Below are 9,082 nucleotides of genomic sequence, written 5' to 3'. Positions count from 1 at the left end.
CTCAACCAGAACGCCGTTGGTTGCTTTAGGATGCAGAAAGGCTATATTTTTACCACCGGCCCCTTTTCGCGGCTTCTCATCGATCAGCCTGATGCCCTTTTCCTTTAACTCCGCCAAGGCCGCTTCAAGATTCTCTACCTGAAAGGCAACATGATGTATGCCCTCGCCTTTTTTTTCCAAAAACTTGGCAACAGGTCCGTCCGGTGCCGTGGATTCCAAAAGCTCGACCTCACTTTCTCCCACCGGGAAAAAAGCAGTTGTGACCTTCTGCTCTTCGACGGTCTCGGAGCCTTCAAACTCGAGCCCCAGGGCGTCCGACCACAAGCTTTTACCCTGTTCGATACTATTGACGGCAATACCGAGATGTTCGATCTTTAGTATTTTCATAACAATCTCCTTTCAAACTTGGGTTCAGAGGTTCAGCGTTCCCCGTTCAGGGTTCTGCGTTCTGCGTTCAAAGGAACGCGGATAACACAGATTAAAACGGATCTACACAGATACAGATAAAATAATATAAAATCCGTGAAAATCCGTGTCATCTGTGTTCTACCTAAACTGATTGGTTCCAGGTTCTGCGTTAACCCCTGAACCTCTGAACCTCTGAACCCTTGAACGATTATCTTCTATTTATATTTTTCCATTACCCGCCTGAAACCGGGCATTGCATTTATGATGGTGTCATCATCCACGCAAAAGGCGATCCGGAAGTAACCGGGTCCGCCAAAACCGCTGCCGGGCACAGTTAAGATTAATTCTTCCTGCAAGGCCTGAACGAATTGAACATCATCGGGAACCGGCGTTTTGGGAAAAAGATAAAAAGCACCCGGCGGTTTGATAAATTCATAACCGCAGTCGGCCAGGCCGTCACACAAAAGATCCCGCTTCCTGGTATATGCGGAAATATCAACACTGGCCTCCTGAATGGATACAACCACTCGCTGCATCAGGGCCGGCGCGTTTACAAATCCAAGGATCCTGTTGGCAAGAGTCATAGCGCCTAAAAGATCTGCTTTGAATACCGCCTGGGGGTTAACCGCCAGGAATCCGATACGTTCTCCGGCGATGGAAATACTCTTGGAATATGAAGAAGCAATGATACTCTCTTGATAGCAGTCAAAGATACTCGGAACCTCAAAACCGTCGAAAACGATCTTGCGGTAAGGTTCATCAGATATCAGATATAGCGTTCGATCAAACTCCATACCCTTATCTTGCAAAAGCCTCCCAAGTTCTTTAAGGCTTTGTTGCGAGTAGATCCGGCCGGTGGGATTGTTCGGGGAATTGATGAGCACAACCTTGGTCCTGGATGTAATCGCCGCGGAAACAGCGTCCAAATCCAACCCGAAATCCGGCTTTGTCGGTACGGTTTTTAGTACTCCGCCGTGATTGCCCGCATAAAAACCATATTCAACAAAACCAGGTACCGGGGTAATAATCTCATCACCCGGATCCAGCAGTGCTTTCAGGATAACATTCAGAGCACCGGCCGCACCGCAGGTCATGATAACCTCGTTTGCCGTGACCGGCACCTGCTGCTCTTTGGTAAGATAAGCGGCTACCGCTTTGCAGACATCCGGATATCCGGTATTGGGCATATAGCCGTGCTTGCCCGCTTCCGAAGTCATTGCAGCTTGTCGAAGTGCCGCTTTAAACTCATCCGGTGGTTCCAGATTGGGGTTCCCCAAGCTGAAATCAAAAACGTTTTCATCCCCATGCTTGGCCTTTAGGCGCGCCCCTTCTTCAAACATCTTGCGTATCCAGGAAGATCTGGACAAAATTTCACTGATATGCTTTGCAATAGTCATATTAACAACCGTTCAGGGTTCTGCGTTCTGGGTTCAGGGTTTTGCGTTCTGGGTTCAGGGTTCTCCGTTCTCCGTTCTGGGTTCTGCGTTAACCCCAGAACCTCTGAACCCTGAACCTTTGAACCCTGAACCTCTGAACCCAGTATCTGCTTTTAAAATTCGAAAAAAGTGTAATACGAAAACTTGACTCAAATTGTAAAACATTGCACTATGAAGACGTCGAATCGGCGGACTCGACCGACACTACCTCCGGAAGCTCCTGTTTTAAAAATTTTTCTATCCCGTTTTTAAGGGTCATCTGTGACATGGGACAGCCGGCACAGGCACCCTGCAGACGCACTTTCACCACCCCGTCTTCGATATCGACAAGCTCTACGTCGCCGCCGTCGGCCTGAAGCATGGGCCTGATTTTGTTAATCGCTTCCTGAACTCTTTCTTTCATGATGGGCTCCCCTATGTTTATTGGTTATTTTTATATATGAAACAAGCATCCTGCATCCATCTGTTTAGGCCTTTTGCTAACGCTTTGGTGTCAGGTGTCGGGTGTCAGGTGTCAGAAATAGGCCTGCCTTGAGGGATCGGTTCATAGTTAACTCCGTACACCGCCGATTCCTCGGCTACTTGCCAGCGCCGCTCTCGCTCTGGAATTTTCCGCTCTAATGTTTTTTCCAATCCATTAAGCATGCGAATGCATTCTTTGTAGCGACTCCGAAATTCTCGATATGTCCTTTCCGCAATGTATCCTTTGAGTTGCGCCATGAACAGATGGTGAATCGTTTCACCAGCTTCACCTCTACTGCGATTTACCCCTTCGATCTTGTTACGGATATGCCGGTCATCATTTTTCTCGGCGAGTTGGGCAGGTGCACTGTTCGAGGAACGCCGTGCCTGGCTCCCCAGTTCGTACTTTTCTTCCTGGGGCCACTCGTGCGTCAAATCACATACTTCAATGTGCATCCGACACAACTTTTTATAAACCTCAAGGTCCTCTACTTCCAAATAATTCTTCGTTGTCATTGCATCCCTTTTGAACCTGACACCTGACACCTGACACCTGACTCTGACATCTAAGCGTTAACAAAAAATGTAAACTACTTTTGTATTATTCTAAATATGCTCCCTTTCAATATAGAATTCTTTTCTGAATTCATTAAACCTGTCCTCACATATCGCTGTTCGCACCCGTTTCATAAGGCTGATATAAAAGTAAATATTATGAATTGTATTTAAACGATAAGCAAGCAGTTCTTTTGCCATGTAAAGGTGGCGCAAATAAGCCCTGGAATAATTTTGGCAAGTGTAGCACCGGCAACCGGTCTCAACAGGATCGGGGTCGTCTTTGAAGCGGGAATTGCAGATATTTATGGTCCCGAATTTTGTAAACATCTGCCCGTTTCTGGCATTGCGGGTCGGCAGGACGCAGTCGAACATGTCGGCACCGAGAGCCATAAGCTCAATAAGATCTGCCGGAGTTCCGGCGCCCATGACATACTTTGGCTTTGCATCGGGCAGTCTCGGCAGGGTAAAATCCGCTATTTCGAACATTAGATCCTTGGGCTCTCCAACGCTCAGCCCCCCGATGGCATAGCCGCTAAAATCCTTTTCTACCAAAGCATCGGCCGACATGGCCCGCAAATCCTTAAACATACCCCCCTGTACGATGCCAAACAAAGCCCCGGCGCTATCAGGATGTTCTTGCCAGGTTTGCTTGCACCTTGCGGCCCAATGAGTGGTAAGTTCAAGCGCGCCTTTGGCATTGCCCCGATCGGCAGGATATTGTATGCATTCGTCCAGGCACATCATTATATCCGCATCGAGGCAGATTTGGATTTCAATCGCTTTTTCAGGAGTCAGCACATGTTGTGAACCATCGATATGCGATTGAAAAGTAACCCCTTCTTCGGTAATTGTGCGCAGTTTTGCCAGGGAAAAGACCTGGAATCCGCCGCTGTCCGTCAAAATAGCCCCATCCCAGTGCATAAAATTGTGGAGTCCGGAAAAACGACGGATCACCTCACAACCCGGCCTAAGATATAAATGATAGGTATTGGCGAGGATAATTCCGACCTCGCAATCAAAAAGTTCCTCAGGGGACAGAGATTTAACCGTGCCAAGGGTTCCCACCGGCATAAAGACCGGGGTTTCGACGGCACCATGTGCTGTCTGCAAGAGTCCTGCCCTTGCCCGCGTTGTTCCCGACTCTGCTACTACCTTAAAAGAAAACATAGAATTTTGCGTTCAGAGGTTCAGGGTTCACCTATGAACCTCATGCGATCAACATCGCATCGCCATAACTGTAAAACCTGTATTCTTTTTTGATCGCTTCTTTGTAGGCCTTAAAAACCTTATCGCGCCCGGCAAAGGCACAGACAAGCATCAGAAGTGTCGATCTGGGCAAATGAAAATTGGTAATCATGGCATCAACGATTTTAAATCTGTAACCGGGGTAGATAAAAAGATCACAATTGCCGCTGCCGTGGGCAACGTGTCCCCTTTCGTCAGCAACAAACTCCAGTGCGCGTATACAGGTTGTCCCCACGGCCACGATTCGGCCGCCGTTTGCCTTGGTGCGGTTGATCATGTCCGCAGTCTTTGCGGGGATATGGAACCACTCGGAATGGATGCTGTGCCGGCGGATGTCTGCCACCCTGACAGGCAAAAAGGTACCGTAACTCACGTGCAGAGTAATTGCAACAACCCTGACGCCCTTTTCTTTCACTTTTTCGAGAAGCCTTTTGGTGAAATGGAGCCCGGCTGTCGGCGCGGCGGCGGCACCTTTTTGTGATGCGTATACGGTCTGGTAAGATTTTCGGTCACGGCTGTCTCCTTCACCCCGGCTGCGCTTAATATAAGGTGGAAGAGGCACATTTCCTATGCGGTAAAGAAGGCTTTCAAAATTACCTGAAAATGAAAATTTTAGTGTGTAAATATCGTCTCGACAGCCTATCACTTTGGCTTTCAATTCCTGATCGAAATTAATTGATGCCCCGATTTTTGGTCTTTTTGAGGCTTTGATCAGGCATTCACACAAAAAATTGCCGTTGTCAGTCCCTTCCCGGCACCCGCGGGCATAATCTAAAATCAGAACTTCGGCCTTGCCCCCGGTCTCTTTTCTCCCGTACAATCGCCCGGGAACCACCTCGGTGTTGTTGACTACCAGTATGTCCGAGGGGGCCAGCAGATCATCAAGCTCGCAGAACGCATGATGCGATAGACGGCCGGATTTTTGGTGCATAAACAAAAGCTTGGATCGGTCTCGCTGCGCCGCCGGCTTTTGCGCAATAAGTTTTTCGGAAAGATCGTAATCGTAATCTTGGATTGAATACACAACTTGTTACCTAACCCGGATAAACCATAAATAACAAATCACAAGCATCAAATTTCAAATAAATTCCAAACTACAAGCTCCAAATTCCAAATACTAAACACTAAACACCAATCTACCTTTTTCCCATATAAACCAACCCTACTCCCGCCAGCATCAGCACAAAACCGAACTTTCGCAGGGCGCTTTCAGGCATTTCAAGAAGTTGTTGGATCAACAACTTCATTTTTTCAGGAAATGCAAAATATGGGAGACCTTCCACCACCATTACCATTCCCAGCACGCTCAGGAAAAATTGCATAATATCCCTCAAAATTTTTCATACAGTTTTAGGTTCAAACAAAACCGAATGCCGTATATAAAAATTTTCAGCACATTTTGTCAAAACAAAATACCCGGCATGTTTCCATAAGATGCGCTAAATATAAATCGCCTGTATAGGAATTTCTTTTTTTAGCGGCGCAGCCGCGTTGTGTAAAATCGCGAAGCGATTTTATGCCTTGACTATTTGGCAATAATTATCAAATATGGTGGATTCGTAAAAAGTTTAAAGTATCACGTTTTTAGGTTTTAAGCGTTAGGTTTTAGGTTATTAAAATTGATTTATTTAACAGATACTTAAAACTTAACACCTATTGGGGTTTTGGAAAAATTTCTTGCGCTCCTAAGCTCATAACGGTAACTTATGAAAACAACAAATTATTTCGAAACCCATGTGATGAATCGCCGTCCTTATCTTAAAGTGGAATGGATCGAATATGTTCTTAGAAACCCCATTCGCACGATAGAACAAAACAATAGGCGGATTAGTCATTGGGCGTTCATTTCAGAAATTGGAAAATACCTTCGGGTTGTTACCGAACCGGATGGGAAAACCGTACATAACGCCTTTCCAGACCGTGGTTTTAAACCTTAAAAGATGGGAGAGAGCACTATGAACTTTCAATACTATCCTGATACCGATATGCTTTACATTGAGCTTGCTGGTGGGATAAGTACAGAGTCCGAAGAAGTTGCTCCCGGCATCGTTTTAGACTTTGACGAGAACAACAGAGTGATTGGTATCGAAATTGAAGATGCCAGCACATTTATTGATCTATCGAGATTGGAAGTGTCAGCTATGCCCATTGCCGATTTGGTTTTAAGGAAGAGTGTACCTGTCAAGGAGCTAAGATAACACTGGTTTTTGCGGTCAATGCCCCGCCACATAGTTATTTTTAATCGTTTGTAACGAATTTTGAATTCATCCCGTGCTGCCCCCTAGGCGGGATCTCCGCATAGCTCCGACAAGCAGCGGAGAATTCAAATTTAAAATAGAATTTCGTGCTTTTCCCTCGTCGGGTGCTTCGCGCGTGATTTTTTTTAATGATCATAGGCAAAAATGGAATTTGAACCGGTAATCGGGCTGGAAGTGCATGCCCAGCTAAAAACCAAAACAAAAATTTTTTGCGGATGCTCGACATCATTCGGAGCGCCGCCTAATACCCACACCTGCCCGGTCTGTCTGGGGATGCCGGGCGTGCTGCCGGTTCTTAACAAAAAAGTGGTTGAATACACCCTGCGCATGGCTCTGGCAACCGACTGCGACATTAGCCCCAACAGCCGGTTTGCCCGCAAAAATTATTTTTATCCGGACCTTCCCAAAGGCTACCAGATCAGCCAGTACGAACAGCCGATTGCCCAAAATGGATATATCGACATTGAAATCGAAGGAGAAAAAAAGCGCATCGGTATTACCAGAATCCACATGGAAGAAGATGCCGGCAAACTGAGTCATGACCCGGACCGGCCCTTAAGCATGGTCGATTTCAACCGCACCGGCGTTCCCTTGATAGAAATCGTGGGTGAACCGGATATCGGCTCTCCTGAAGAAGCCGGGGAATATCTAAGGCAGCTGCGTGCGATTGTCCGCTATCTTGGTATTTGCGACGGCAATATGGAAGAAGGCAGTTTCAGGTGTGATGCCAATGTATCCATAAAACCCCGAGGATCTGAAACCTTAGGCACCCGCACGGAACTTAAAAACCTAAACTCTTTTAAGCATGTTGAAAAGGCGCTTACCTTCGAGATCAACCGCCAGAAAGATATTCTGGCAGATGGCGGCCGGGTGGTGCAGGAAACCCGGCTGTGGGATCCGGACAAAAACAGAACCACTTCCATGCGGAGCAAGGAAGAAGCACCTGACTACCGCTACTTTCCCGATCCCGACCTTTTGCCGCTGGTCATCGACGATGAATGGATCGAGGCTGTCAAAAAGAACCGCCCGGAGCTCCCGGCAAAAAAAAGGGAACGCTTTGTGGATGAATATAAGCTGCCCGCCAACGACGCCGGTATTTTAACGTCCAGCCGCGAACTTGCGGACTACTTTGAAGAGTGTCTAAAAACGTTTCCGGATCCCAAACAGGTGAGCAACTGGATTATGGGCTCCCTGCTGGGGCTGTTAAACGCCCAAGGCAAGACCATTGCCGAGTCACCGATTTTGGCCCAAGATCTGGCCCAACTTTTAAAGCTGATTGCAGATGGCGTTATCAGCGGCAAGATCGCCAAGACCGTCTTTGACGAGATGGCGCAATCCAAAAGACCGCCTAAAGAAATCGTTGCAGAAAAAGGACTTGTCCAGGTTACGGATAAAAAGGCCATCGAAGCGGTGGTGCTTGAGGTACTGGCTCGCAGCGCCCAGGAAGTTGAAGCTTACAAGGGCGGAAAAACAAAGCTTTTGGGCTATTTCGTGGGCCAGGTCATGCAGGCCACCAAAGGCAAGGCCAACCCGAAAATCGTCAACCAGCTCCTGAAAGCCAAGCTAGAAACGTAATCATCACGAAACATTGCAGCCACTAAGACACAAAGGCACAAATGAGGGGTTAAAATTATAGGATCCATTCACGTAGTAGTTGAGTTAGTGGAAATTCCAAATAACAAATTCCAAATAACAAACAAATACCAATGACCAAAATCTCAAATAACAAACCAGTATACGATCTTGAAGAAAGAACATTCCAATTCGCTAAAGCGGTTAGGCTTTTCGTTAAAATATTACCTAAAATACTGGAAAAATCAAAATAGTATAGGTCATTAGTATTTGGAATTTGATGCTTGATATTTGGAATTTATTTGGAATTTGATGCTTGGTATTTGGGATTTCATAGATTCTCTGAACGGTTATGAATTATAAACCTTGATCAAAAAGAGAAGAATCTATAGCTAAAAGGAGGGTTTTGATTGAAAACAAAGTCTTGTACAATATTTAAAATAGGAATTATGAGTGTTTTGCTTCTCGCTGTGGTTATCGGCGGCCCGCAACTGGCAGCCGCCCAGCTCAAGCGGGTGGCCGTGATTCCCTTTAAGATTAATGCCGCAGAGGATCTGTCGTTTCTAAGAGACGGCATCGTTGATATGCTCATCTCCCGGCTTTCCTGGGAGGACAAGGTGGCCGTGTTAAATCGCGAAGAAACCGCCAAAGTACTGGAAACGGCTCAAAGTCCGCTTAATGAAAGTAAAGCGCGCAAAATAGGAGCTGAACTGGGCGTCGATTATGTTCTTTTCGGCAGCCTCACGGTTTTCGGAAACAGCGTCAGCATCGACGCCAAGATGGTCGACGTCTCCGGACAAAACCCGCCGCTGGCCTTTTTCAACCAGAGTCAGGGGATGGACCAGGTGATCCCCAAAATCAACCTTTTTGCAACCGATATCAATACCAAGGTATTCGGCCGAAAAACAGCACAGCCACCGCCGCCGGCCGCAAGCGGTCCTCCGGCAAGCACTTCCATTTATGCCCACCCTGAACGCCGCCTGGCAGGCGGCATGATGGAACCGGGCATCAACACAGGTAGTCCCTCACCTTTTGTAATAACCAGGCCGTCCGGTGAAACCGCCGGTTTCTGGAAAAGCCGCAACTTCAAAATCGAGTTGAAAGGGCTGGCTCTTGGTGATGTGGACGGCGACGGAAAGACCG

General features: G+C 47.0%; 9 protein-coding genes and 1 pseudogene. 3 read left to right on the top strand and 7 right to left on the bottom strand.

Features of this window, described 5'->3' with window-relative positions; genetic code table 11:
* The 7 genes from mce to V3S16_RS03215 all read right to left on the bottom strand — a co-directional run.
* The coding region (gene mce / locus V3S16_RS03245; protein ID WP_413883238.1) for a methylmalonyl-CoA epimerase at positions 1 to 387 on the bottom strand (387 nt) is incomplete at its 3' end.
* A 236-nt stretch (positions 388 to 623) separates the two neighbouring features.
* Complete coding sequence (locus V3S16_RS03240; protein WP_413883237.1) at positions 624 to 1,805, bottom strand: pyridoxal phosphate-dependent aminotransferase; 1,182 nt, start codon at positions 1,803 to 1,805, stop codon at positions 624 to 626.
* A gap of 208 nt (positions 1,806 to 2,013) precedes the next feature.
* Positions 2,014 to 2,247 carry a NifU family protein gene (locus V3S16_RS03235; RefSeq protein WP_413883236.1) on the bottom strand — a complete coding sequence of 78 codons (234 nt, stop codon included), beginning with the start codon at positions 2,245 to 2,247 and terminating at the stop codon, positions 2,014 to 2,016.
* A gap of 104 nt (positions 2,248 to 2,351) precedes the next feature.
* A complete protein-coding gene (locus tag V3S16_RS03230) occupies positions 2,352 to 2,822 on the bottom strand; it encodes a four helix bundle protein (protein WP_413883235.1) in 471 nt (156 codons plus the stop codon).
* A 90-nt stretch (positions 2,823 to 2,912) separates the two neighbouring features.
* Positions 2,913 to 4,031, bottom strand: a complete 1,119-nt coding sequence (gene tgt, locus V3S16_RS03225) for a tRNA guanosine(34) transglycosylase Tgt (protein WP_413883234.1) — start codon at positions 4,029 to 4,031, stop codon at positions 2,913 to 2,915.
* A gap of 40 nt (positions 4,032 to 4,071) precedes the next feature.
* On the bottom strand, positions 4,072 to 5,133 hold the full coding sequence (gene queA, locus V3S16_RS03220; RefSeq protein ID WP_413883233.1) for a tRNA preQ1(34) S-adenosylmethionine ribosyltransferase-isomerase QueA: 1,062 nt from the start codon (positions 5,131 to 5,133) through the stop codon (positions 4,072 to 4,074).
* Between the two features lie 112 nt (positions 5,134 to 5,245).
* Positions 5,246 to 5,431: a DUF2065 domain-containing protein gene (locus V3S16_RS03215; RefSeq protein ID WP_413883232.1), complete on the bottom strand. Its 186-nt coding sequence runs from the start codon at positions 5,429 to 5,431 to the stop codon at positions 5,246 to 5,248.
* A gap of 633 nt (positions 5,432 to 6,064) precedes the next feature.
* On the opposite strand from V3S16_RS03215, the gene V3S16_RS03210 reads away from it, so the two are divergent.
* From V3S16_RS03210 to V3S16_RS03200, 3 genes and pseudogenes are all read left to right on the top strand, one after another.
* Positions 6,065 to 6,307 carry a DUF2283 domain-containing protein gene (locus V3S16_RS03210; RefSeq protein WP_413883231.1) on the top strand — a complete coding sequence of 81 codons (243 nt, stop codon included), beginning with the start codon at positions 6,065 to 6,067 and terminating at the stop codon, positions 6,305 to 6,307.
* Positions 6,308 to 6,511: 204 nt separating this feature from the next.
* Positions 6,512 to 7,942 carry an Asp-tRNA(Asn)/Glu-tRNA(Gln) amidotransferase subunit GatB gene (gatB, locus tag V3S16_RS03205; RefSeq protein ID WP_413883230.1) on the top strand — a complete coding sequence of 477 codons (1,431 nt, stop codon included), beginning with the start codon at positions 6,512 to 6,514 and terminating at the stop codon, positions 7,940 to 7,942.
* A 407-nt stretch (positions 7,943 to 8,349) separates the two neighbouring features.
* A pseudogene (locus tag V3S16_RS03200) lies at positions 8,350 to 9,082 on the top strand (hypothetical protein); the annotation flags it as partial.

The sequence above is a fragment of the Candidatus Desulfatibia sp. genome (assembly GCF_036446775.1).
Classification (GTDB): domain Bacteria; phylum Desulfobacterota; class Desulfobacteria; order Desulfobacterales; family UBA11574; genus Desulfatibia_A.
Note: the sequence above shows the minus strand (reverse complement) of the source record. Positions and strands in the feature narration are given on the sequence as shown.